At 41.1% G+C, this 24,163-nt stretch carries 18 protein-coding genes; 2 read left to right on the top strand and 16 right to left on the bottom strand.

The genetic code is table 11. The features are described 5' to 3' along the window. Positions 1-99 precede the first annotated feature (99 nt). The 7 genes from araD to arfA all read right to left on the bottom strand — a co-directional run bounded on the left by araD (position 100) and on the right by arfA (position 9,570). The gene (gene araD / locus IEV91_RS15985) at positions 100-786 is read right to left on the bottom strand and encodes an L-ribulose-5-phosphate 4-epimerase (RefSeq protein WP_188498430.1); all 687 of its coding nucleotides are present in this window, start codon (positions 784-786) and stop codon (positions 100-102) included. A gap of 13 nt (positions 787-799) precedes the next feature. After that, positions 800-2,464: a ribulokinase gene (locus tag IEV91_RS15980; RefSeq protein WP_188498429.1), complete on the bottom strand. Its 1,665-nt coding sequence runs from the start codon at positions 2,462-2,464 to the stop codon at positions 800-802. A 6-nt stretch (positions 2,465-2,470) separates the two neighbouring features. Continuing rightward, positions 2,471-3,670: a sn-glycerol-1-phosphate dehydrogenase gene (locus IEV91_RS15975; protein WP_229745620.1), complete on the bottom strand. Its 1,200-nt coding sequence runs from the start codon at positions 3,668-3,670 to the stop codon at positions 2,471-2,473. A 512-nt stretch (positions 3,671-4,182) separates the two neighbouring features. Further along, positions 4,183-6,120 (bottom strand): glycoside hydrolase family 127 protein, encoded by a 1,938-nt coding sequence (locus IEV91_RS15970; protein ID WP_188498428.1) that lies wholly within the window; start codon positions 6,118-6,120, stop codon positions 4,183-4,185. Positions 6,121-6,230: 110 nt separating this feature from the next. Beyond that, complete coding sequence (locus IEV91_RS22095; protein ID WP_373284457.1) at positions 6,231-6,491, bottom strand: DUF6171 family protein; 261 nt, start codon at positions 6,489-6,491, stop codon at positions 6,231-6,233. Between the two features lie 16 nt (positions 6,492-6,507). After that, the gene (locus IEV91_RS15965) at positions 6,508-8,001 is read right to left on the bottom strand and encodes an alpha-N-arabinofuranosidase (protein WP_188498427.1); all 1,494 of its coding nucleotides are present in this window, start codon (positions 7,999-8,001) and stop codon (positions 6,508-6,510) included. 63 nt (positions 8,002-8,064) lie between these two features. Further along, positions 8,065-9,570, bottom strand: a complete 1,506-nt coding sequence (arfA, locus tag IEV91_RS15960) for an arabinosylfuranosidase ArfA (protein ID WP_188498426.1) — start codon at positions 9,568-9,570, stop codon at positions 8,065-8,067. Between the two features lie 254 nt (positions 9,571-9,824). Between arfA and IEV91_RS15955 the strand changes: the two genes are divergently transcribed. Next, positions 9,825-10,922: a GntR family transcriptional regulator gene (locus IEV91_RS15955; RefSeq protein WP_188498425.1), complete on the top strand. Its 1,098-nt coding sequence runs from the start codon at positions 9,825-9,827 to the stop codon at positions 10,920-10,922. A 319-nt stretch (positions 10,923-11,241) separates the two neighbouring features. Here IEV91_RS15955 and IEV91_RS15950 read toward each other — a convergent pair whose 3' ends face one another. The 7 genes from IEV91_RS15950 to IEV91_RS15920 form a co-directional block, all read right to left on the bottom strand. Next, positions 11,242-12,786, bottom strand: coding sequence for an arylsulfatase (locus IEV91_RS15950; RefSeq protein WP_188498424.1), 1,545 nt, complete (start codon positions 12,784-12,786; stop codon positions 11,242-11,244). A gap of 130 nt (positions 12,787-12,916) precedes the next feature. Beyond that, positions 12,917-14,920, bottom strand: coding sequence for an alpha-L-arabinofuranosidase family protein (locus IEV91_RS15945; protein WP_188498423.1), 2,004 nt, complete (start codon positions 14,918-14,920; stop codon positions 12,917-12,919). Positions 14,921-14,947: 27 nt separating this feature from the next. After that, positions 14,948-15,844 (bottom strand): carbohydrate ABC transporter permease, encoded by an 897-nt coding sequence (locus tag IEV91_RS15940; protein WP_188498422.1) that lies wholly within the window; start codon positions 15,842-15,844, stop codon positions 14,948-14,950. A 15-nt stretch (positions 15,845-15,859) separates the two neighbouring features. After that, positions 15,860-16,828 (bottom strand): ABC transporter permease, encoded by a 969-nt coding sequence (locus IEV91_RS15935; RefSeq protein WP_188498421.1) that lies wholly within the window; start codon positions 16,826-16,828, stop codon positions 15,860-15,862. A gap of 62 nt (positions 16,829-16,890) precedes the next feature. Further along, positions 16,891-18,438, bottom strand: coding sequence for an extracellular solute-binding protein (locus tag IEV91_RS15930; RefSeq protein WP_188498420.1), 1,548 nt, complete (start codon positions 18,436-18,438; stop codon positions 16,891-16,893). Between the two features lie 345 nt (positions 18,439-18,783). Continuing rightward, the gene (locus IEV91_RS15925; RefSeq protein WP_188498419.1) at positions 18,784-18,966 is read right to left on the bottom strand and encodes a DUF2292 domain-containing protein; all 183 of its coding nucleotides are present in this window, start codon (positions 18,964-18,966) and stop codon (positions 18,784-18,786) included. A 375-nt stretch (positions 18,967-19,341) separates the two neighbouring features. Next, a complete protein-coding gene (locus tag IEV91_RS15920) occupies positions 19,342-20,871 on the bottom strand; it encodes a sulfatase family protein (protein ID WP_188498418.1) in 1,530 nt (509 codons plus the stop codon). Positions 20,872-21,020: 149 nt separating this feature from the next. On the opposite strand from IEV91_RS15920, the gene IEV91_RS15915 reads away from it, so the two are divergent. Beyond that, positions 21,021-21,869 (top strand): AraC family transcriptional regulator, encoded by an 849-nt coding sequence (locus IEV91_RS15915; RefSeq protein WP_188498417.1) that lies wholly within the window; start codon positions 21,021-21,023, stop codon positions 21,867-21,869. Positions 21,870-22,439: 570 nt separating this feature from the next. Here the strand turns inward: IEV91_RS15915 and IEV91_RS15910 are convergent. Together IEV91_RS15910 and IEV91_RS15905 are read right to left on the bottom strand one after the other, a co-directional pair. Further along, entirely contained in the window at positions 22,440-23,492 is a 1,053-nt protein-coding gene (locus tag IEV91_RS15910; protein ID WP_188498416.1) for an aldose epimerase family protein, read from the bottom strand. A gap of 223 nt (positions 23,493-23,715) precedes the next feature. Continuing rightward, a partial coding sequence (locus tag IEV91_RS15905; protein ID WP_188498415.1) for a ThuA domain-containing protein occupies positions 23,716-24,163 on the bottom strand: 448 nt, incomplete at its 5' end.

Genomic DNA, 24,163 nt, shown 5'->3' with positions numbered 1-24,163 from the left:
CTCTAGTAAACAAGCTTGGATGTCTCGCTTTTGGTATATTCATATTCACAAAAAATTAATGTCGCTTGGCGTGCCCATTTTTATCACAAAGCCATCCTCTTACTGACCGTAATAAGCATTTTCACCATGCTTGCGCAGAAAATGTTTGTCAAGGAGATGCTGATCCATAGGCATTATTGAGGGATTTAAGGTGACCGTTCGGTACGCCATTTTTGCCACCTCTTCTAACACCACGGCATTGTGAACCGCATTGTCTGCATTTTCCCCCCAGGCAAAGGGACCATGGCTATTGACCAATACGCCAGGCACTTGTTGAGGATTCATTTCTCTAAACGTTTCAACAATGACGTTGCCCGTTTCCAATTCATAATCTCCCTTTATTTCTTGAGCACTCATCGGTCGTGTACATGGAATACTTCCATAAAAATAATCAGCTTGTGTTGTCCCCAAAGCTGGAATCGGACGGCTCGCTTGTGCCCAGCTTGTGGCCCAGGAAGAATGTGTATGCACAATCCCTCCTATATCAGGAAACGCTCGATATAATACAAGATGGGTAGGTGTATCTGAAGAAGGATTTAACTCGCCTTCGACCGTACGCCCCTCCAAATCCACCACAACAAGATCTTGAATCTTCAATTCTTCATAAGGAACACCACTCGGTTTAATGACAACGCATCCGGATTCTCGATCAATGCCACTCACATTCCCCCAAGTAAAAGTGACTAATCCATACTTTGGTAAGGCTAAATTGGCTTCAAGGACTTCTTCTTTAAGAGCTTCTAGCATCCTCAGTTCCTCCTTACTTTTTAAAAGTCTTCAAGACCTTCATCACATCATTTTCACCACGTCCAAAATAATCATGGAGTTTCTTATATTCTCGATAAAGAATGTCATAGCGCTGAGTATTTTTCGGGATCGGTTTAATCTTTTCGTCCTTCAGCTTTGCCATATATTCGGCAGCCTCAGCAATCGTTTCATAGCCACCCTCCGATTGCCCCGCAGCCACCGCACCAAACATCGCCGCTCCGACAGCCGGTGCTTGTAGGTGTTCAGCAATCGAAATTTCTTTTCCTATGACATCCGCATAGATCTGCATCAACATCTTATTCTTATGGGGTAACCCCCCACAGGCCACCAGAGCATTAACAGGTACGCCATTAGCCTCATAATTCTCAATAATTAAGCGCTTACCATAAGCTGTTGCTTCAATCAGGGCGCGATAAATCTCCTCCGGTTTTGTACTAAGTGTCAATCCTAATATTAGTCCTGATAAATCACCGTCAACAAGGATCGAACGATTGCCATTTAACCAATCGAGTGCAAGAAGACCATTTTCACCAACCTCTAAGCTGGCTGCCTTTTCTTCTAGAAGCTCATGAATCGACTGGCCTTTAGCAGAAGCTTCTTTAAAATAAGCATCCGGAACAGCATTTTTGATAAACCGAGCAAAGATATCGCCTACAGCGGATTGTCCTGATTCGTAGGCAAAATACCCAGGAATGGCGCCATCTTCTACAACGCCGCATATACCAGGCACATGCTTTTCTTCCTTACTCAGCAAAATATCACACGTCGACGTTCCCATAATCATCAACATGCTTCCTGGTTCTGTGATCCCTGTAGGTGGCGCAGAAACATGGGCGTCAACATTCCCCACGGCAACAGCCGTCCCTTCTAATAAGCCCGTTTGCTGAGCCATTGCTGCCGTTAAGCCCCCTGCCTTTGAGCCGACAGGCAAGAAGTGTCGCGTTAATTTTTCATCAACAACATGTTCTAACCGAGGATCGAGTGCTTTAAAAAACGAAGATTCAGGAAAGCCTTTTTGTTTATGCCATAGGGCCTTATAGCCTGCAGTGCAAGAACTTCTTGTTTCTTTTCCTGTTAACTGCCAAATAATCCAATCCGTTGCTTCTATAAAACAATCCATTTCCTCATAAATATCAGGGGCTTCATTTAAAATTTGCCATAGTTTAGGAAATAACCATTCTGAGGAAATCTTCCCACCGTATCTCGATAAAAAGGAGTCAGGCTGTTCTGCGGCAATCGCATTAAGGCGATTGGCCTCTTCTTGTGCAGCATGATGTTTCCAAAGTTTTACCCAGCTATGAGGGTGATCTCTAAGAGAGGGAACATTGCACAATGGTGTTCCATCTGCTTTAACGGGTAAAACCGTGCACGCTGTAAAATCAATGCCTATTCCGATAATGTCTTCAGAAGCGATCTTTCCGTTAACCGCTCTGACAACTTCACCCACTGTAGATATAAAGCACTCGACATAATCATTGGGATTTTGCAAGGCCCAATCCGCCTCGAGTTTAATGTTAGTTCTTGGGAGATGGTCATCAATGACACCATCAGGATAATTTTTCACAGCAGAGGCTACCACTTCGCCATTACGGAGATCTACGAGGACCGCCCTTGCTGATTCTGTTCCATAGTCTACTCCGATTGAGTATGTCGTCATCGTCGTTCACACCTTCTCTGATAGATTGCAGTCACTCTCATTAATAATAAATAATCCTGTACAACGCTTTCTCAAATGATGGGCCTCTCTTAAGCTCTCTTGAACTAGCGACTCTGTAAGACCTAATTCTTCCGGTGTTGTCGGACCGCCTATGATTTTTAAAAGCGCCTGTATTTCTTCGGGATCAGGCAGTTCCTCTATTAAACAAGCAATCTTAGACCAATGCTTGTAGAGTTGCTCGGCGTAAGGGCTGCTCACTGACCGGAGATGCTCATGCCTTACTTTTTGTAGCTTCTCTTTATATAGATGGATTATGATGCCTGTCGCTACGCCGACCTTAGCGCCATGTAACCGTTGCCGCTCATGATTTTTGAGTAAGGCCATTTCCCAAAAATGAGAAAGATGGTGCTCAGCACCTGATGCCGGTCGGGAATGATCCAGGACCAACATCACTAAACCCGATTCTATTAAAGCTGTCATCAAAAGGGTAATCCCTTTCTCGTCTTTCTCTGCGATCTCAACGACATGGGAGACGCAGGCTTCCAAAGCACTTCGAGTCATCTCTGCGGCCTTTGGTACATAAGGCTCATCAGCAATCAAATGAGAAATTTGCCAATCAACAAGGGATGTATACTTGCCTAAAATATCTCCAAATCCTGCTGCAGTCATTTCCGTCGGAGCCTTTGCTAAGATTTCAATATCTGCAAAGACAGCAATAGGGGACTCGGTTTGAATCGTTTGTTTGACACCCTTTATAATGAGAGGGGCTCCCTTAGAGGTAAATCCATCCACCGAAGCCGCCGTCGGCACAGAAATAAACGGTTTATTCGTCTTCGCTCCAACAAAACGGACAATATCATGAATCGTCCCTGATCCAACAGCAATTAAGACATCGGTTTCATTTTTGAGGGCGAGAATCAACTCAATAAGCGTCTCTTCATCAGCAACCACTTGACCATGGCTATTGGCAGACAGCTTATGACAGGTCATTCTAATCCCCGCCTCTAAAAATAATTGCGCTAACCTTTGTCCCGCCACCTTCTCTGTATTATCGTCCATGACAATCATAACGTGGTGAAAAGCTTTTTCTTTTATATACTTAGGGACTTGTTCTAAAGCGGCAACCTCAATTAAAACTTTTTCAACATCGATCGGCCTGCCATTCATTTCATTAGAAAGTGTCTTAAAGGCTTCAAGATTTATCAATGTACACACCCTCCTTTTTTTCAATATATATTCAAAGAGGTTTGATTTCAGTTTTTAGAAGCTAAAAAAAGGACCTTACACTTTTGCTAAGCTAATGCCTCGCATAAAGGGGTAAAAGTCTTAATTTTTTCCCCTATACCTAAGAAAGACCACCTTTTCCCGTGCGTATGCAATGCTTAAACCACTTAGTCCACCACAGAAAGAGTCAATTTCCTAAAAAAGCAATCCCCATAGACCGATGAATTAAGCCTATTTGACTTTACTATTTCTACTCTGTGCTCTTTATTATCCGTTTTTTTCAAAACTGATTTTCTCAACTTACCCCTAAAAATTTATTCGTACAAAGATGATTATATTCGCTAAAAATACAATATTCATACGTACAACTATAGTTTAGAGTTGAATGTTTTTTCTGTCAATACCTTTTGTACCTCTTTTGAAAAAGAAAGCTGAACATTTGACTACCCATGTCCAGCTCCCAAAACTATCCCTACTTTCTAATGTTAGCGTTCCTACTTCTCACTTACCCACACCATCATTTCCCCAGGCTCGCGGTTACACCATGCATAATAAGGTATCGCTGTAATGGAAATTTCCTCTACTTGATCCTCTCGATAGGAATACAAGTCATCTTCCCATAAGGTTGCGTTAATACGCTGCCCCTTACAGGTTATGACGGCAAGCCCATTAAGAAATTCCTGTTTAAATTCAACATTGAATTCCGTCTCCCTCGGAATGACAATATTATGCAGATCTGCCCCATTATCGACTCCCTCAAGACAATAGACAACCGGTCCTCTTTGCAAGGCTACCTTTCCAGCATTCGCCCTTACTTTGGGATTGGCTCTCATGCGCTCCACTGGCATGTGTAAATAAAGCTCTATCTGATCACCTGAGGTCCAAAGTCTATGAATATAAGCATAACCGTCTTTCAGACAAGCCTTTAAATCTATCTCTTCACCATTAATATTCAAAGTGGCTTTTCGACACCACCCTGGAATACGAACCGCGACGGTGAATTGCGCCGGATGCTCCGGGGTCACCTTTATATTGACAGTTTCATCCCATGGATAGTTGGTTTGCTGGGAGAAGAGAACTTTTTGGCCTGCTAGGTCTAATTCCGTTTGGCTTCCGACATATAAATGAATAAAGGCCTCTTGATCATTTGCTGAATAAATATAATGCCCAATGGAGGCAATAAGTCGTGCGAGGTTTGGTGGACAACAGGCACAAGCATACCACTTTTGTCGAACCGGTTTGGCATGTTCTCTATCCTTTCTTTCTGCATTCGTTTTTGGAGACACTTCGAGTGGATTGACATAGAAGAACCTTTTACCGTCTAAATCCATCCCACTCATCGTGCCATTATATAAAGCTTTTTCCATAACATCAGCATAATCACGATGAACCTTATATTCGAGCATTCGCCTTGCCCAAAAGACAAGTCCTATCGAGGCACATGTCTCCGTATAGCAAAGATCATTGGGTAAATCATAATCAAAGGAAAAAGATTCTCCAAATTCTTGAGAGCCAATCCCTCCTGTGATATACATCTGCTGCTTCGTCACATTGTCCCATAAGGTTTGACAGGCCTTCCACAAGGATTCATCCTGGATTTCTTTCGCCAAATCAGCCATGGCTGTATACATATACATCGCTCGAACCGAGTGACCTACAGCTTTGGTCTGTTCACGAACGGGTAAATGAGCTTGGAGATACCCATAATCATCCTTCCACCAAAACTTCCTGTTATCCCCCCGTGCTTCTTTTTCAATATCAAAATAGTGAGGTTGTTTTCCGCGTTCATCAATAAAGTATTGACTAAGGTTGAGATAGCGTTCATTCCCTGTCACACGATAAAGTTTCACTAAGGCAAGTTCAATTTCCTGGTGCCCAGGATAACCATTCAATTTTTGTTCTTCTGGACCAAAAACGGAATCAATATAATCTGCAAATCGACAAACAATGTCCAGAAATTTCGATTTTCCCGTCACTTTGAAATAGGCAACTGCGGCCTCTATCATATGTCCGGCACAATACAGCTCGTGCCAATCCCGGAGATTTGTCCATCGTTTCTCAGGTTCTTTCACGATAAAGTAAGTATCTAAATAGCCATCTTCTTGTTGAGCCTTTTCGAAAAGGTCAATGACCGCATCCGCTTGGGATTCTAATTCTGGATTAGGGTCATTTTCAAGACTATATGCGACGGCCTCAAGCCATTTCATGAGGTCACTATCTTGAAAAACCATCCCTTGAAACTCACCTTCTGCTTCTCCAGCGGCGATTCGAAAATTTTCTACGGCATGACTGGGTGCTGCATCCGGAATACGGTCATTTAACGCGTCCCATTGATAAGGTATGACCTGATCACGGACAACATCCATGCGGCTTCTCCAAAAGGAATCAGTAACTTTCACAAAACTTTCTTTAGTCTTATTCACATTTTCCATGAATGACATCCTCCTTTGGTTTAATCCATTGTTCATAGCATCCTTTTCACCGTTCAGTCAGGTATGAGAATCTTTGACGTATTGTACGAAAAACTTTGCTTGTCTTGAGCTTACCACCTTGAACCCTGCGGATGGGGACACTCCTTGTCTGCAAACTTTGCCTTATATTTCACTAGACACCCACAATGCTTGCAGGTCGTTTTATATAAAAGAGATGAGCAGTGATAACAAGCCCTTATTCTCTTTTCGTAAGTGGGCTCATTAACTCTATTCACTTGATCTTGGGGAATAGAGTCCACCATCTTTTCAATAGCCTCCTCAGGAACCATCACCGTTTGGTTACATCCTTTGCACTCGTTTACATGTGCCATTACATGTTCACCCTTTTCATGCATCGACTGATAAAAGCACAACAGACATAGGGGGTAAGGTAGCGGAAATATTCTCACCCGTTAATGTCGCTCCAGCAAAGGGCTCAGGCTTGACCTTGTCTGGATTTACAAAGGTATTATGATCATTGATCTTGGTTGCTGAAAGCACCTGACCAGAAATGTTGTTGATAGCGTACGATAGTCCTCTTAAACGAATATCTATGGGTGCTTCATTTTGAGGATCTAAATTACACAGGCTGATGTTAATCGTCCCATTTTTATCTTTTGATGCTGAAAGACTGACTTGTGGTATCATTTCTTCATTCAATGAAAATCCATTAATATTGGCATCAACCGCCAACAAAGTTGCATCCTGATGGACTTTAAACATATTAAACACATGATAAGTTGGAGTAAGTAGCATTCTATCCCCTTCGGTTAACACCATGGCTTGCAGGACATTCACCATTTGAGCGATGTTTGCCATCTGAACACGGTCGCTATGTTTATGGAAGATATGAAAATGGACACCTGCAACAAGTGCATCACGAATAGTATTTTGTTGATATAAGAATCCTGGGTTCGTTCCAATTTCTACATCAAACCAGGTCCCCCATTCATCCACAATTAAGCCGACTCGTTTCTCAGGATCGTATTGATCCATAATTTTTCCATGCTTCGTAATGAGTTCGTCCATATAAAGCGCTTTCTTAAATGTGGCAAACCACTCACTCTCAGAGAATTGAGTAGCCGATCCCTTATGCTCCCATGAATCACCTGGAACGGTATAATAATGTAGACTTAGTCCATCCATAAACCGTGCGGCTTCACGCATTAACACCTCTGTCCAATGATAATCTTCTACATTTGCTCCACAGGCAATTTTATAGAGCTGATTGTCACCATAATTTCTTGTATAAGTTTGATAACGCCGATAAAGATCTGCATAATATTCCGGGCGCATATTGCCACCGCAGCCCCAGTTTTCATTACCTATACCGAAGTATTTCACTTTCCACGGTTCCGAGCGACCATTTTCCTTGCGCCAATGGGCCATGGGTGACTCGCCATCGAAAGTCATGTACTCCACCCACTCGGACATTTCTTGGACTGTTCCACTACCAACATTGCCACAAATGTAGGGTTCACATTCGAGTAGCTCACATAAAAGTAAAAATTCATGAGTTCCAAAATGATTGTTTTCAACAACACCGCCCCAGTGCGTGTTGACCATTCGTTTTCTGTTTTCGCGTGGTCCAACACCATCCTTCCAATGATATTCATCTGCAAAACAGCCACCTGGCCACCTCAATACTGGGATGTTTAATTTTTTTAGAGCTTCTAACACATCATTTCGAATCCCCTTCGTGTTGGAAATCGGAGAATCTTCACCAACCCAGAGCCCCTCATAAATACATCTCCCAAGATGTTCTGAAAATTGACCATAGATATTTTTATTAATTGTTCCCTTTTCAATATCCGTATTGATAATCATTTGATTTCTTTCCATACATGCACTCCTTTTACACAAATGTAGGAAGAGATCAACCTGACTCTCTTCCTATTTTTTTCTCTATTTCGCAAGACGAATGACATTCCAAGATAACCTAGGTAACTCAGCTGTCAAATATCCCTCTTCTATAGTAGATCCCCCTCTGTAATGGGGTGTGACATTGTGATGATGCTCTTGATTGGTCGCCTTTATATCACTGTTTTCTAAGACAATATGCTCCACCACTTTATAATCTTCAAAACTTCGAATATCTGTCTCTAATAAGAGATTGTCGTCTTGACTACGATTAACTGCAAAAATAGTTAAGGTTCCATTTTCCTCATCATAGACAGATGTTGACTCTAGGAATGGAACTTCGGTAAATGTCTTCGCATCATACACTGGCGAAGAAATCACTGGATTTAACACGGTACCGCGCCCATAAACTGAAGCATGCATGTAAGGATAGTAGATTGTTTGTTTCCAAGCCTCGCCACCTTGAGTTGTCATAATAGGGGCAATGACGTTAACTAACTGTGCAAGACAGGCAATTTTTACACGATCGGCATTTTTTAAGAGTGTTATAAGCAATGTACCTACCACTAGAGCATCCTCAAAATTATAGATATCTTCTAAGAGCGGTGGAGCCACTTGCCATGGGGCTATTTGTTGGTCTGCTTCATTAGAATGAAACCAAACATTCCATTCATCAAACGACAGGTACATTTTCTTCTTACTGCGTTTCTTTGCCTTGACATAATCACAAATGGCAACTACTGATTGAATAAAATCTTCCATCGCTAATGAACTTGCGAGATAGTCACCGAGATCATTCTCTCTGTTACCGTAATAGCTATGAAGAGAAATATAGTCAACATGCTCATATGTATGCTCCAATACGGTAGCTTCCCATTCAGCAAAAGTCGGCATCTCCCTATTTGAGCTCCCGCAAGCTACCAGTTCAATGGTTGGATCCACCCATTTCATCGCTTTACCCGTTTCAGCAGCGAGTCTTCCATATTCATGGGCCGTTTTATGACCAATTTGCCATGGACCATCCATTTCATTTCCTAGACACCACGTTTTAATTCTATGAGGTTCTTTATAGCCATGAGAAATCCGCAAATCACTCCAATAGGACCCTGAGGAATGATTACAATATTCGACAAGATTTCGCGCGGCATCCACGCCCCTTGTCCCTAGATTCACCGCCATATTGACCTCAGCATTGACTTTCTTCGCCCAATCCATAAATTCATTCGTCCCTAGTTGATTGGTCTCGGTCGTCCTCCAAGCGAGATCCAAGCGTTTGGGTCTATTCTCAACAGGACCTATGCCATCCTCCCAGTTATATCCCGATACAAAATTACCGCCTGGGTATCGTATCAGCGGTACCTTCAAGGTCTTGACGAGTTCAATAACATCCTTTCTAAATCCTTGCTCATCAGCGTTCGGATGACCGGGTTCGTAAATCCCCCCGTAGACGGCCCTTCCTAGATGTTCAATAAATGAACCATAGAGGCGATCATCGACCTCCGCTACTTTGTATGCTTTGTCTAGCGTCATTTTTGCTTTTAATTTGGCCATAAAACACGCTCCTTTACCTTAGGAAATACTATTATTTTTGTTATTCTGCCGTTAAATACTAAAAAATTAATCCGTACAAATAATAATTGAAACGCTTTCTTATTAAATTATACGCACATTTTATATTCAATTCTCAATAGTGTCAATGAATTTTTAAAAAATTATATTATTTTCCCACTAAAGAAATTCTTTTGGTTTCCCATCCAAGGGTATGGTATTATATTTGTACGTATAAGTTGCTAGGAGGATACAGTATGGTTGCTAAATACATACAAGTCAAAGAAGCGATAAAGGCCTGGATATTAGAAGGAAGAATCACCCCAGGTGAAAAAATAGGATCTGAGAGTGACCTTATGGGGCAATTTAATGTGAGCCGCCATACCATAAGACAAGCCATTGGAGAACTTGTTCATGAAGACTGGCTGTATACGGTTCAAGGTGGGGGAACTTACTGTAAGGATCGCCGTAAATCTGATACTCATGGTACGATGAAAACAAAAACGATTGGCGTTATGACCACTTATATTTCCGATTATATATTCCCTTATATCATTAGAGGCATAGAATCCTATACAACAGAGAATGACTATAGCCTGCTTTTAACCAGCACAAACAACAATGTAGACTTGGAAAAAAAAGGTTTGCAAAATGTCATGACCAACAATATCGATGGCCTTATCGTCGAGCCCACTAAAAGCACTTATCATAACCCTAATTTAAATTACTATCTTAATCTGGAAAGAAACAAAATCCCTTATGTCATGATTAATGCCTCCTACTCTGAATTAGCCGGCCCTAGCATTACTTTGAATGATGAAAAAGGGGGATTTATCGCAACCGAGCATTTAATTAAGCTGGGGTACACCAAGGTCCTTGGCCTCTTTAAAACGGATGATCTCCAAGGGATTGATCGGATGAAGGGGTATATCGATGCCCATAGAAAACATCATCTCCTTCCCTTTCCTGATATGGTGATCTCTTTTAGTACTGAGGAAAAAGGGGAGAAATTACAAGAGCAGGTGAGAGCCATGCTGACGCGAAAAAAGGAAAACCGACCAGAAGCGATCGTATGTTATAACGATGAAACTGCTTTAAGTATTCTTCATGTCATCCGTAAATTGAACATGAAAGTCCCAGAAGACCTTTCCATCGTGGGCTTTGATGATTCTCATCTTACAGAAGCCTCTGAAGTTCAACTCACAAGCGTGAAGCATCCTAAAACAGAATTAGGGCGAGCAGCGGCTGAGGTCTTGATCAATCTTATTGAAAACAAAAACCCAGACGCCGGCGGCTCTATTGTTTTTGAGCCTGAGTTAGTGATTAGAAATTCTACGAAACCTGCTTCTTCTTAATTAGAAAAACCGGGCGAAATGCATGCCCGGTCCTCATTCAGTTGGGCATTAAAAAGCTTTTTTACCAAAATGCTTCGTCAGATCAAGTGGATTGGAGCGGAAGACGCGAGACTCCTTCGGGAACAGCACGTGTCCGAAGATCCACTTGGGAAACTCGTTTATCATCCCAAGTTAGCTGAGGCCGTGCCCGAGGAAAGCGAGCGTTCTGAAGCGTAAATCCACACCCTCCTGATGACCAGAATCTTATACATTCTTATATTTTGACAAAGGGCAGCCCTTCATCAGTATGAGAGCTGCCCAACTATTTTTTCTTCTCAATTCATCGATTTTCCCTCCGAGGATAAACATGGGTCCTCTCCGCCCAGGCCTCCCAGGTCTTCCGCATGTCTTCCACTAATTCTGGATAATCATCGGCGAGATTCCTCATTTCGGTTCGGTCTTTATTAATATTATAAAGCTCCCAATCTCGTTCTTTAATTTTCGAAAGCTTCCATTCTCCCTGGCGGATGCCACAGTGTTCCTCATGTTCGAAACAAAATGTTCGTGTCGCTGGTGTCTCGCCTTGAAGAGCCGGCATGAAACTTTCACCTTCCATGGGAAGAATATCATGTCCTTTATAGGTTTTTGGATAATCAGCACCCGCGATATCCACAAAGGTGGCCATAAAGTCAATAAAGTGACCTGGACGGTGGTCAATCTCACCAGATCGGTTCATACCTTCCGGCCAATGGACAAGTAATGGGGTACAGATTCCCCCTTCATGGCTATAGTGCTTATAAAGACGAAGCGGTGTTGTACACGCATTGGCCCACCCTGATCCATAGCTGTGATAAGAGTCGGGGTCACCCATACGATCAAGGTCCTCTTTTCGATGTAAAATATTTGAGGTGGTGATCCAATCATCAAATCCCCAAGGATCCCATTCAGCACACGCCCCATTGTCCGAACAAAAAAGAATTAAAGTGTTTTCTAACTCCCCTTTTTCCCTCAAGTCATTGACAATCCGCCCTACATTTTGATCCATGCGATCGACCATCGCCGCATAGATGGCCATACGCCGTGTTAAATCTTTTTTTCGATCAGGATCAATGGTCTCCCAGGCTGGATTCGTACCACTTAAATCACGGTCACGGTTCCAATATTCGGACCGCGGGGGTAGTAAGATGTCCTCTTCAATAATTTTCAGCTGTTTCATCCGATCCAAGCGATCTTCCCGGATATGATCCCATCCCTTTTCATAAAGTTTTTCATACTTCGCAATCTCCTCTTTTGGCGCCTGTAGTGGAAAATGGGGTGCATTGTAAGCAAGATAAAGAAAAAAGGGCTGGTCATCCTGGCGCGAATCTTCAATAAAATCTAGGGCATGGTCTGTAATAGCGTCTGTGGCATAAAATTCACCTTGCTCATAATGGCGTTGTGGTCGCCCTTTTGGTAAGCGGACATAGAGTTCCTCGTCCCAAAAGCTCCCAAAGCCACCAAGCATCCCGTAAAATTCATCAAATCCTCGCTTAATAGGATCTTTCTTTCCTACATGCCATTTTCCAGAAAGATAAGTATGATAGCCTGCTTGGCCTAATACTTCTGCTAATGTTACACATTGATCATTTAAAAAGCCTCGATACCCCGGCAAATCATCATCACCTGTCATTTCTCCGACACCCGTTTGATGCGGATATAGTCCGGTTAAGAGTGAAGCACGACTCGGACAACAGCGAGCAGAATTATAAAATTGTGTAAAGCGCAGACCCTCCATCCCTAATTGATCCAAATTTGGTGTCCTGATTTCACCACCAAAACACCCTAAATCAGAATAGCCTAAGTCGTCGGTTAAAATTAAAAGTATATTGGGTTTGCTTTTGACCAACTTGTTCCCTCCGATCCCCTGTTTTCCTTATGGATACTCTTCATCTATGATACGCTCTCACCTTTGCTCATAAAATAATCGATAGTGTTTAGTCCTGATTTCGGTCGTTTACTCATCGAACTAGAGAGGTTTAGCGCTTGGCTATTTCAAAAGCATAGACCGAATGGGCTTTTAACTGATACTCGATCTTGTTCTCTACTATTTCAACCACTTCAAAGCTTTCCGTAATATTTTCAGGTTGAAACACATCATTTACACTATCAACCGATGGGCCAGTGATTTTCCCTACGTTGACTTTCCCCTTGCATTCAAAACAGTCAGGGTGGATGTCAACCTTTACATCCTCGAGACTTCTATTGACTACGAAAACCGTCAAGAGATCCTTATTCTCATTGAGACACGACACAACATCGAGTTCTGGGAGTTTTTCAAAAATGAGTTCCTTTTTCCTTCCCATAACATTGAAGGTGTCACATTCGACTTCATTATTTACAAGATAAGTGATATCACGATTGGCATACATTTTCATCACGTGATAAGTTGGCGTGCCATACACTACATCCCCATGACCGCTCCAGCCTGGCTGTTTGCCCCTAAATTGGTCGGCATAGTAGTCACCGACTCGGATGCACCCACCTAGCCATCCATTGACAAGATCCGAAAAATTGGCAATTTCAAGGACATGGCTATTCCTTAGAAATTCATTTAAATTTCCTGCATTGGCAACCGCGGCTTCCAAACTATGTTCATTAGGGAGCCCTTTTCTTAAGTTGTTAGGATAATACATCGTGTTATATTCAGTAACCGCCAGTTTCACATGAGGATGCCCTTTCATACTTTCCTTGACTTGATCGAGAAAGTGCCTTGTCATTTCTGGATAGGAGACGATGGCATGATAGCGGTCATCTCTAGACGCACTTTGATGAATGAGTCCATAGTGATTGTAGCCTTGATAAATATGAACGGTTAAAATATCAATCACATCACCGGCAATCTCAAGAACCACTCTATTCCACTCCGGATCGGTGTGACCACAAGCGAGTAAAACAATCTCAGGGTCAACAGCTTTCATGGCTTGGGCAAATTGAACACATCGTTTGGCAAATACCTCAGCACTGCAATGCCCCACTTGCCATGGCCCCCAAACCTCATTCCCGATTTCCCAGTATTTCACCTTATAAGGTTGCTCATGACCATTCGCCGCTCGTTTGGCGCCCATTTCACTCTGCGCATCACCGTTACAATATTCAACCCAACGAGCCGCCTCTTCAGGTGTCCCTGATCCATCGTTTACACAGATTTGGGGCTCTACCCCTGTCTGTCGACAAAAGTGAATAAATTCATCAGTCCCGAATGTCTTACACGCCAGCGTGTCCCATGCTTCATTTAACATAACCGGGCGTTCATACATTGGTCCTACGCCATACTCCCAGTGATAAGCACTAATATAATTTCCACCTAATCGCATAATGCCAGGATTTAACGCCCTAGTCATATCCACAACACTCTTTTTTACAATCCCGACACGATCATCTGGAAGGATGGAGACATGATCAAGCCAGAGCATCCCCGTCGCTTCAGCATCCGGCCATGTTTCCCCTTCTGAACTGATCAAAATTCTAAATTCAGCGTCACTGCAGTCTCTATCAGCTGTTAATATCCCGTGGTATTCTCGCCAATCATGGCTAGTTACCTCTATTTGGGTCGTACATAGTTTTTCTTGGTTTTTTCGATCTACAATTTCAATGGTTACAAATTTAATTTCTAATGACGCTCTTGCAAACACCTTCAACTCATAGTTGACGTTTCCCTTAATAGACACGGCTTGAGCGATTCCCGCATAGCATTGGTCGTCATTATAGATTCTAATTTTTTGACTATGTCCTGTATGCCTTGGCGCAGCAGGCTCCAAAGCATAGCGTGTGTTTCTTCCGTTGGTCATTGGATACCAAGGGGCAGAAATCCCTCTCCTCTCGTGATCCTCCGCTTCAAAATCCATCCCTTGAAGGCCATAAGCGAGCATCGCATCCATATGATCCCTTATATCTTCTACGAAGTGTCCAAAGATGTAGGGATTAATCTTATCTTGACTGATGTGATCCCCTTTGATTTGAATCGTTGCTGTTTTTGACATGTTTTTTCCTTCCTTTCCCCTAAACCTCTAACCTTTTATCGAGCCGATCATGACACCTTTAACAAAGTGTCTTTGAATAAACGGATATAATATAAGCACGGGTAAACTCGCAATAATTATAATCGCATATTTCATACTTTCAGCGAGCAAGGCCTGATCCGCCATACCAAAAGAGCCTAATTCATCTAAATAAGCTGCCTGATTTTGAATGAGAATTTCTCTCAAAACCAGCTGCAGTGGATATAATGTATCGTCTTGGAGATAGATTAAAGCATCGAAGAAAGAGTTCCAATGTCCGACTGCATAAAACAAAACCATGACTGCAATAATCGGTTTTGAGAGTGGTAAAATCACTTTTAAAAATAATTTAAAATTCGTGCAGCCATCAATCTGAGCCGCTTCTTGCAATTCCCACGGGATGCTCGTTTGAAAGAAGGTCCGCATCACGATAACATTATAGGTCGCTATCGCATTGGGAATGACCATCGCCCAAAACGTGTTGACCATGCCCAAATTCTGAACAATAAGGTATGTTGGGATAATCCCCCCTTGAAAGAACATGGTGAAGGTAATGATGATCATGAATAGATTGCGTCCGGGTAAATCTCGTCTTGAAAGCGGGTAAGCAATTAAAGTCGTTAAAATGATATTTATGATTGTTCCTACCGTAGTATATAAGACCGTATTCTTATAACTGTTCCAAATATCCGCATCATGAAAGACCTTGGTATAAGCATCTAAAGTAAAGCCTTTAGGTAATAACCACAATCCTCCATTAATAATTTGATTAGGATCACTGAATGAGGCACTTAACACAAAAATTAAGGGATATAACACAATAATGATAAGTACCGCAGCTATCGTATAGATAACAATATTAAACACGCGATCCTCTGCCACACTTTTTCTTTTCGCTAAATTCAAGGGATTCCCCTCCTTCTACCATAGACTGGTTGATGTCTTCTTCCTAGCAATCTGGTTGATTAAAATCAAAAGAGCGAAATTGATTATAGCGTCAAATAGACCAATAGCTGTGGTGTAACTGTATTCCCCATTCAAAATACCCGTTCGGTAATTAAAGGTCGCAATGACATCACTAGAGGCCATATTGAGATCGTTCTGCATCAACAGGATTTTTTCAAAGCCAATATCCATGAAGTGGCCAATATCTAATATGAGCAGAATGATAATGGTGGGCAAAATGCCTGGAATCGAAATATGCCAAATTCTCCGCAAGCGACTTGCCCCATCTACTCGGGCTGCCTCATACAACTGTGGGTCTATCCCACTTAACGCCGCAATATAAATGATCGATTGCCAGCCCATATTGGTCCATATATTGGAACTAATAAAGAGAGGCTTAAACCAGGAGGCCTTTTCCATAAAGGCAACAGGGTGAATTCCTATATGCTCTAAAATAATATTGATTAACCCACTTTCAGGGTCTAAAAACAGGTTGAGCATACCGACGATCACTACAACTGAAATAAAGTGCGGAATATAGGTCACATTTTGCAGAAACTTTTTATATCTATTATTCTTAATTTCATTCACGAGTAGCGCTAATAAAATGGGGATCGGAAAGGCAAAAATAAGTGAGATTAATTTAATAAGCACCGTGTTTTTTATCAGTCTCCAAAAGTAGTAGGAAGAAAAGAAGCGATGAAAATATTCAAATCCTACCCATCTGCTCCCCCAGAACCCGTTAAGCGGAAGATAATCTTTGAAGGCAATTTGTAATCCATACATTGGCCCATATTGAAAGATAATATACCAGGCCAAGGGCAGTATCAGCATTAAGTATAAGTCATACCGCTTGATGATTTGCTTCCACAGACGTTTCTTTGGTTTTATGGCGGGAGCTATTTTTTTTGCCCCTTTTTGTGCGCGTTCTGTTCTTAAGCCCATCCTTACACCTCCATATGTGAAAAGGGCGAGTGGCAATCAAAGAAATTGCCACTCAACTGCCATTATTTATATTGTTTGTCATAAGCGTCTTGATAATATTTCTCTAACTTATCTAACCCCATTTTCTTTAATTCAGAGACGTATTTATCCCATGTATCAAGACTGCGATCCCCAGTAATAAACTTTGCTGTTGCCTCATTAACATAGGTATCGATATCGTTCTTTAAGTCATTAACCTTTGTTGCAGTATCAGCATCAAAGAGCGGAGCCGCATAGATCTGTTTAGAGATATAAGGTTGGATTTTATCTGCCGCTTTTTGAACTTCAGGTGGATTGATAGCGGTTGAATTCTTTTCATTGATTAATTCTGGCGAACCACCACCAGGCCATGGTGTCATGGCACCAATACCTTTTGATGATTTCAAAACATCATCTGTGTATTCTGGAACACCATCTTTTGTATAGTTAAAAGTTTTGCCTTCAACACCATATCTAAAGAAAATAGAGCCTTCATCACCGTAAAAATAATCAATCCATCGTATAGCCGCCTCAGGATTTTTATTTGTAGATGTAATCGCAAATTCACCGAAGGAGCGAGTAATAGGACCAGCAGTATATTTTTGCTCCCCTTCAGGTCCTTTAAGCGGTGCTATGCCCGCATATTGATCGGCAACCTGTGGAAAAGCATCTGATGCTTGATTGAAAAATAATCCTACTTTTCCTGATTGCATTTTAGCAACGTACTGTGCGTAAGTATGTGTAGGGACCTCATGGTCAAGTAAATTTTCTTGATACAATTTGTGTAAATAGGTTAAGAGTTCTTTGTACTCGTCATCGGCTGTCCAAATATGAACCTTGTCATTATTTACATTAATGTTATAGCCCATCTGTTGTGTTAATCCCCACGCTCCACCAAATCCATTGATCAGATCCCCGATACTTGAAGCGGAAAGCGGTGTGTTTTTTGGATATTTTTCCTTAAAAGCCTTCAAAACAGTGTAAAGCTCGTCTGTTGTTTTTGGCTCCTTCATATTAACCCCTTTAAGCATTGTCTGATTCAGCCAAATCTTGTTGGTTCTCGCACTGAGCAGGGTGACAATATCAGATAGTGTATAAATGTGCCCATCTGGAGCGGTCAAAGCCTTCTTCGTTTCCGGGTACTTCTCGAAAAGCCCCTCAATGTTCGGTGCATACTTTTTGATCAGGCCTTCCAATGGGATAAGAACACCATTTGTTCCATATTTAACAGTTTCCAATGGAGAAATGTTGGCTTTAAAGAAGATATCAGGAAGGTTCTTTGAACCGAACACTAAGCTTTTCTTCTCTGCGAATGAAACATCAGGGACATCATTAAATTTAACTTTAATATTGGTCTTCTTTTCATAAGCTTGAAACATTGACATGTCTTTATACGGCCCATTCGCTGCCGAGCGATCTGCAAACATCGTCATCGTAACAGGCTTGTCCACTATCGGAAAACCACTCTTATTAAATCCCTCTGGTGGCTTACCCTTTGATGGATCCTCCCCTGCTGAACTTCCTTTTGAACAGCCACTCAATAGGATAGAGATAAAAGCAATACATACCAGAACAATAACGCTCTTTTTCATCCTCATTGCCTCCCTTTATTCAAAAAATTCCCAGTCACACTTTCTTATCATAGCGTTATGAAGCGTAATCCCCCCTTTAAAAAATGGAATATTAACACCCCAGAGTTGTAAGGGTTTACAACCAGTGTACTAAAAAGAATGAAAATTTTAATATCATTATGTTAGTTTTGATTTGGCATTTTGTTAGCTATGTCACACAAAACGTCTAATTCTATAACTCTCTTTACGAACCATCGTCATCCTCTGAACATGTGACTCACCCCTTTTGTCTCAGAAAACACCAAAGCCCATGCTGCTTAAATCAGCATGAGCCTTTGGTTGACCAATCGACTAATATTGAATGCGTTAACGGATTGATTTATTCTGTCTATCTTCCTTTTTCTTTTTATTCTGGGGAAATCTATTTTTTTCAGTGACGTCAAGTTGTGTAATTTCACCTTCATGAATAGTAACTAAAATTGAACCAAAATCTAAGACTTCCATCGCATGAATAATACTGTTCAATTTCTCCTTTGTCACTTTGGCCATCCTATCGCACTCCTCCCAGATATTTCACTGCATGACTCACCATCATTGCTACCTAAATTTTTCTTTATTGAGTCGTATGTTTCCCATAATACAATTATTCCGATGTGCATAGTGTGAATTAAGACAAAAAATGAAGACCTTCCCTTTCTATTTCGGTTGGATAAAAAATAAACTCCTATAACTCTTACAAGTTAATTTTGTATGAGTGAAGGAGCCTTCAGTAGCCTGATAGACCTTTACTAATAAGTTATTGTCAATTATGATATCTTATTTAGTATATGAAGTCTATACTTAAATTTATTTTTTCTTTTAATTTGCTTAAATCAGTACATTCACTTCTTCAATTCCTTGTCATGCTAAGTAAGAACATGTGCTTTATGCGAAACTCTCTCTCAATGGATAGGGATTTTCTAGTTCTCCATAAATATCGATGAGTTGCATAAACATCTCCATTCGTAAAGGCGCATACTCTTCCTTGTTAAAAAGGTTCGTAAATTCAAAAGGATCTTCTTGCAAATCATACAACTCACCTTCATGACGGCTTAGATAATAATTAAGCTTATAACGTCCTTTAACAAGTGTTTTTACGTAAAAGTCTGGTTCAGCCCTATTTTCAACGAGACACCATTCTCTTGAAGTTTTGTTGGGATTTTTGAATGTCTCTAGCTGACTGATGCCTTGCATTGATGGATCGACAGGCATGCCACATAGATCCAGTAAAGTCGGTGCAATATCTACTAAACTTAAGAGTGAACGAGATCTCACTCCTTCAGGAATAGTTCCTGGCAATCTTACAATGAACGGCACACGTAAAACATCATCATAATGAATGGGTCCTTTTAGCCACAAACCATGGTTACCCGCATAGTCACCATGATCCGAAGTAAAGATAACCAAGGTATTTTCAGCTATTCCAAGTTCATCTAATTTGTCTAATAATCGACCGACATGATGATCGATTAAACTGATCATGGCATAATAAGACGCCAGCCATTTCCGGGCGCGTTCATAGCCTAATTTAGTGTTAGTATGGCCTAAGCATTGAATGCCACCTGTATCATGACCAGGGTCACTCGTCACGTTTATATCAAGCTCATCCATACGATCCTCAATCATATATTGATGAATTTTCGGTTTATCCGCCATCTCACCTTCAAATTCATTAAATGGAGGCAACTGATTAGGATCATACAGACTGTTCCATGGTTCCGGACAAAGAAAAGCATTATGAGGATCTTGAAAGCTACACCAAGCCATAAAGGGCTTATCTGGCTCTGTTTTCTGAGCTGTTTCAAGGAAAGTCATCGTTTGATCGGCTGTCCAACGGGTATAATGTAATTCTTCAGGAAGATCCCAAGACCCTTCTCGATATCCGCCTCCTGGACCGAAATATTGTGTCGGGTCAATCCCTTGCGCCTCTAACCAAGCACCATAATGCATACCATGAGAGGAATCTTCATCAGCATGTCCGTGAACTAAAGCCACTTTTTCAAATCCATAATAGGGACCTTTCCAATCCCGCCAGAACTCACGCTGATGAATATTGGGCCGCCCTTCAAAGCTTCCCTCTTTTAAAACTGGCTGAAAATGAGCTTTTCCAAATAATCCTGTTTGATAACCATTCTCCGACATGATTTCTCCCATTGTTTTATGTTTTTTATCCAGTGCAACACCAATATTCCAACATCCGTGTCGAGAAGGATAATGACCGGTTATTATAGAGGATCGGCTCGGTGAACACGTAGGATTCGTCACATAGGTGCGTTCAAAAGCCACACCCTCATTCACCAACCGATTAAGATTTGGTGTTTGAATAGCATCATTCCCTAGGGCTTGGATGGTGTTCCAATGCTGCTGATCGGTTGTAATGAACAAAATATTAGGTTTCTCATTTTCAGATTTCACTTGATGTCCCTCCTTATTCAAAATAAAATAAAGATAATTAACGTCTTCCACCCTAAAATACCTGTGTTTCAGTAAAAATTAAATGTTTTGATGTTAGTCGATGGTTATCATTTTGTTAGCTATCACATTTTTTAGAGGAGTGACCCAAATTGCAGGAATACTCACATGAATATGCAGATCACTGGTTTTATACACCCTCTCCTTTCGAGAAAGCAAGCGGAATCTGGCCAATAAGAGCAGGAAGGACTTCATCAAAACCCCATTATAAGATTGGCCCACGATTTATTACTTACTATAGTTTGCATTTTGTTTTAGATGGAAAAGGTGAATTTTCTCAAGGGGCTTTTAAAAAAACATTGCGTCCAGGAGATATCTTTTGCCTGTACCCTAAACAAACGCATCAATATCGCACGGATCCTAAACACTGCCTCCAAATGTTTTGGTTTGCCTTTGATGGTAGACAAGCCCAGTCTTTATTACAACGCATCGGCTTAAATGAGCACTCTCCCTTTATAGCTGATTTAATTTCTAAAGAAGTAAGAAGCACTATTGAGGATCTTGGAAATAAATTCTCTGATCTAAAGGAAAGCGAGATTCTTGATCGCATTAGTTTAATCTATAAGCTTTTCTATCAACTCTCTAATAGAGCCCTTGAAAAGAATCTTGTGAAAAAAATCACGTCACAGAATTGGCTCAAACGTAGTATCGACTATATGAACACACACTACGCAGAGGGGATTTCTGTAACAGATGTCGCAAAATACGTCGGCCTTCATCGTTCCTATTTTACGAGTTCCTTTATCAAAAAAATGAATATGGGGCCCTTACAATACCTCCTATCGCTTAAAATGAACAAAGCCTCACACATGCTGAAAGCAACAAATTATACCATTACAGAAATTGCGCTATCGATTGGCTACTCCGACCTTTATTCCTTTTCACGGGCTTTTAAAAGTTACTTTGGACAATCTCCTAAACAATTTAGGGAATGTCAGTAGCACTTTCTCACTCTAGTAAAACATCCCACAAGAAAAGAAAGAGTTCTCTTATGAATTTGTATGGATAATGTATTTTCTTGTATTGCTGCAAAGACCCAGGAATTTTTCAATTCTATTAGAAGACTTAGCTCATCTCCAAACATTACGGCTAAAGCCAAAGTTGCACTTATAAGCTCTTCTACTAAGCTCTCATTTTAACGTTATAAAATAGAGTGGTCGGGACATAACGAAATAATCCAAGTCAAAGATGAACAATCATATTTTTAAATATGAGTAAGTGTCATGACGCAAATATAAGCGTAGTCAAAATACGTAGACTCAAAAAAATCGTAAGAATCACGATTTTTTCTGCGAAGATGATTCTCCTAGTCGCTTTCCTTAGTCCTGCGGGAATAGACGAGCTGAAGGTCCACTCGGGATAACATATTTCAATCCCGAGTGGGCTGAGACCGTGTCCGCGGAAGGATTTTGACGGAGCGACCTTACGTACAAAGGAAAAACCGAACGACTTTCAAAATCGTTCGGTTTTTCCTTTGTCTTATATACTTTAATCTCGGCCTCTTATTCCTGCTATTCATCTTTAACCATGAATTTAAAAAGAGTGTGTGTATGATAGTCCTGGCCTTTTTCTAAAATACATTGTTGAAAATGAGAATGGTGTATGGAGTCTGGTGGAGACTGGGTTTCCAGACAAACCCCTAAATAGGGACGAGACGGAACTCCTCTAATGTCAAATCCCTCTTCAAGCTGATTACAAGTGTAGAGTACGACACTCGGTTCCGAGGTTTCCACGATAAGTGCTCTCCCGCTCGCTTCATCTGTTAATTTAATTTCTTCACTCTGCTGCTTATTCAATAAAAAGGGATGATCATACCCTTTGCCGACTAATTGATTTTGTGGGTGACTAGATTTAGGTCCATCAGCGATTTTTCGACTCGCCCGAAAATCAAAAGGTGTACCTTCAACATTTAATCGTTGACCTGTTGGCAACAATTCGTCATTTAATTCTATAAACTGATCGCTATCTAAGAATAAAGTATGGTTTAAAACATCCCGTTTTAAGTTACCACTCAAATTAAAATACGAATGATTGGTTAAGTTAACTAACGTCGTTTGATCTGTTGTGGCATCGTAATGAATATGTAGTTCATTTTTCTCATTGAAAATATACGTCACCTTAACATCAACTGTTCCGGGATATCCGGCTTCACCATCGGGACTTCGATAGGTGAACTCAAGACTCACAGATTCCTGTTCTTCGATAATATTTACATCCCAAAGGACATGACTAAAGCCATGAGGTCCACCATGAAGATGATTATTTTTCTCATTTTTGGGAAGTTGATAGTTTTCCCCATCTAACTCAAAAGCCCCATTTGCAATCCGACCAGCTACTCGGCCGACAACGGCACCAAAATACGGTGAATACTTTTGATACTCTTCAAGGGTATCGAATCCTAGGACAACGTTTTCAAATATGCCCTTACGATCAGGGACTATAAGTTTAGTAATAATACATCCATAATCAAGACACGAAAGAACCATTCCGTGTTCATTTTCTATTGTAAATTGATGGACTGGCTTTCCATCCACTTGCCCAAAAACTTCTTGTGACACCTTCATCGTCTTCATCACCCACTTAATAAAATAATTTAATATAGATTCAGTATAAACGTTTAAACGCTTCTTTCAAAGCCTTTTCATTAATATTGGTATGATTCATGTACTGGGTTAAAATTCACTCTAATTCCCTTTCTTGCATTGCCTAGAAGTAGAAAAGTTATTTCACATTGTAAAAAAGAATAGCCCCTAAAATGACTTTAGGAGCTAAAAATCTCAAAGATTCTTAATCTAGGCTTTCAAGCGGCTGGACATTTCCGCGAATCGGTTGCTCACGCTTGGTTGGGGCAACATAGTTGACGGCATTTTTAATGACGCGTTGCACATCTGCGTGATAATAAGTAGGGAAGGTTTCATGACCTGGTCGGAAATAAAAGATTTTCCCTTGCCCTCGGTTAAAGACACACCCACTGCGGAACACTTCGCCGCCTTTGAACCAGCTCACAAACACAAGTTCATCGGGCACTGGAATGTCGAAATGCTCACCATACATCTCTTCATGCTCCAATTCAATCGTCTCACCAATACCTTCGGCAATCGGATGATTCGGCTGAACCACCCATAGGCGTTCATTTTCGCCAGCTTCACGCCATTTCAAATCACATGATGTTCCCATCAGCTTTTTGAAAATCTTAGAGAAGTGACCTGAGTGCAGCACGATCAAGCCCATTCCT

It is taken from the genome of Pullulanibacillus pueri (assembly GCF_014639255.1).
Classification (GTDB): domain Bacteria; phylum Bacillota; class Bacilli; order Bacillales; family Sporolactobacillaceae; genus Pullulanibacillus; species Pullulanibacillus pueri.
This window is presented reverse-complemented; position numbering and strand designations above follow the sequence as displayed.

What these genes read in the sequence shown, in the direction of transcription:
- IEV91_RS15930 (WP_188498420.1), bottom strand. Translation starts at nt 18,438, where the DNA reads ATGAAAAAGAGCGTTATTGTTCTGGTATGTATTGCTTTTATCTCTATC.
- araD (WP_188498430.1), bottom strand. Translation starts at nt 786, where the DNA reads ATGCTAGAAGCTCTTAAAGAAGAAGTCCTTGAAGCCAATTTAGCCTTA.
- IEV91_RS15945 (WP_188498423.1), bottom strand. Translation starts at nt 14,920, where the DNA reads ATGTCAAAAACAGCAACGATTCAAATCAAAGGGGATCACATCAGTCAA.
- IEV91_RS22095 (WP_373284457.1), bottom strand. Translation starts at nt 6,491, where the DNA reads ATGGCACATGTAAACGAGTGCAAAGGATGTAACCAAACGGTGATGGTT.
- arfA (WP_188498426.1), bottom strand. Translation starts at nt 9,570, where the DNA reads ATGGCCAAATTAAAAGCAAAAATGACGCTAGACAAAGCATACAAAGTA.
- IEV91_RS15925 (WP_188498419.1), bottom strand. Translation starts at nt 18,966, where the DNA reads ATGGCCAAAGTGACAAAGGAGAAATTGAACAGTATTATTCATGCGATG.
- IEV91_RS15965 (WP_188498427.1), bottom strand. Translation starts at nt 8,001, where the DNA reads ATGGAAAGAAATCAAATGATTATCAATACGGATATTGAAAAGGGAACA.
- IEV91_RS15980 (WP_188498429.1), bottom strand. Translation starts at nt 2,464, where the DNA reads ATGACGACATACTCAATCGGAGTAGACTATGGAACAGAATCAGCAAGG.
- IEV91_RS15910 (WP_188498416.1), bottom strand. Translation starts at nt 23,492, where the DNA reads ATGAAGGTGTCACAAGAAGTTTTTGGGCAAGTGGATGGAAAGCCAGTC.
- IEV91_RS15935 (WP_188498421.1), bottom strand. Translation starts at nt 16,828, where the DNA reads ATGGGCTTAAGAACAGAACGCGCACAAAAAGGGGCAAAAAAAATAGCT.
- IEV91_RS15955 (WP_188498425.1), top strand. Translation starts at nt 9,825, where the DNA reads ATGGTTGCTAAATACATACAAGTCAAAGAAGCGATAAAGGCCTGGATA.
- IEV91_RS15970 (WP_188498428.1), bottom strand. Translation starts at nt 6,120, where the DNA reads ATGGAAAATGTGAATAAGACTAAAGAAAGTTTTGTGAAAGTTACTGAT.